This window comes from Lentzea atacamensis (assembly GCF_003269295.1).
Classification (GTDB): Bacteria; Actinomycetota; Actinomycetes; order Mycobacteriales; family Pseudonocardiaceae; genus Lentzea; species Lentzea atacamensis.
This window is the reverse complement of record NZ_QLTT01000003.1, coordinates 552,726-553,738: the sequence shown is the minus strand read 5'-3', so window position 1 is coordinate 553,738 and position 1,013 is coordinate 552,726.

The window sequence follows — 1,013 nt, the reverse complement described above, 5'->3', positions numbered from 1 at the left end:
AGAACCGCTCCCCCTCACCGATGCCCCCGCCACTCACGAACCGGCTTGGCGTGCCGCTGTGACGGGACGTGCGAAACCGTTCCGCCACAGCGGAACAGTGAGACTGCAGAAGTCGCAGATACAGCGGATCGAGGAACGCTGCCGCGACAGTGGTGAATTACAGGTACCGCGTCCGAGCCGCACCAATCAGTGGGCAGCGCTGGGCGATGTGCGGTTTCACCGACGCGAGCTGGGACGACAACCGGCAGGGCAGCCGATCGGCGCACTCACGGACATCCAGCCCGCGGGCGACTCCAGCACCAATTCACGTACAACCGCCATGACACCCCCTGCGTGATCCGCCAACTCACCGATTCACCGCACCCACACGTGAATCAGCCAGCCACCGGAGCGACCACACCACTAACCCCCGTGTCGCTTGAAGCGACTGACCGCAGATTAGCCACACCTGCAACACACACGAATCCACCAAACAGTCGAACTGGCGCACTACGCATTTCGACAAACCATCAACCAACTATCTCGGCACCGCACCTTCCGTCACCTGCCGCACCTGCGCAAACACACGCCGTGATCAACACCGGCACCCTGGTCATCCCCTGACCAGGACTGGGAGCGCGCCCACATTCCGGCAGACCCCGCAGGTCAGCGAGCAAACATGACAAAATTTCAATTACCGACTTTAAGGCTGCTCTAAAACAACCCAAAGGCCGGGTGGAACTCTGAAGCAGCTCCTTCCACCGACTCGACTGGTCGATGGCGCGAGTCGGCCAGCCTTTGGGCGTATCCGCGCCACCGTGCTGACCAAGTCGCGCCAACGCGCCACATTTCTGCCCGGAGTGCGCTATTGGCGACCCCTCCGGTTCATCTTTCGTTTCCGAGACTTCCGCTCAGCATTCGACGGTCAACTCCCCGCGGCACACCTCCGCGATGTGCTACAAGCCGACCGCCGATCTTTCCATCGGCTATCAATCGTCCAGTCGTGAATGCCGCAACTGGGGATGATTGCTGCC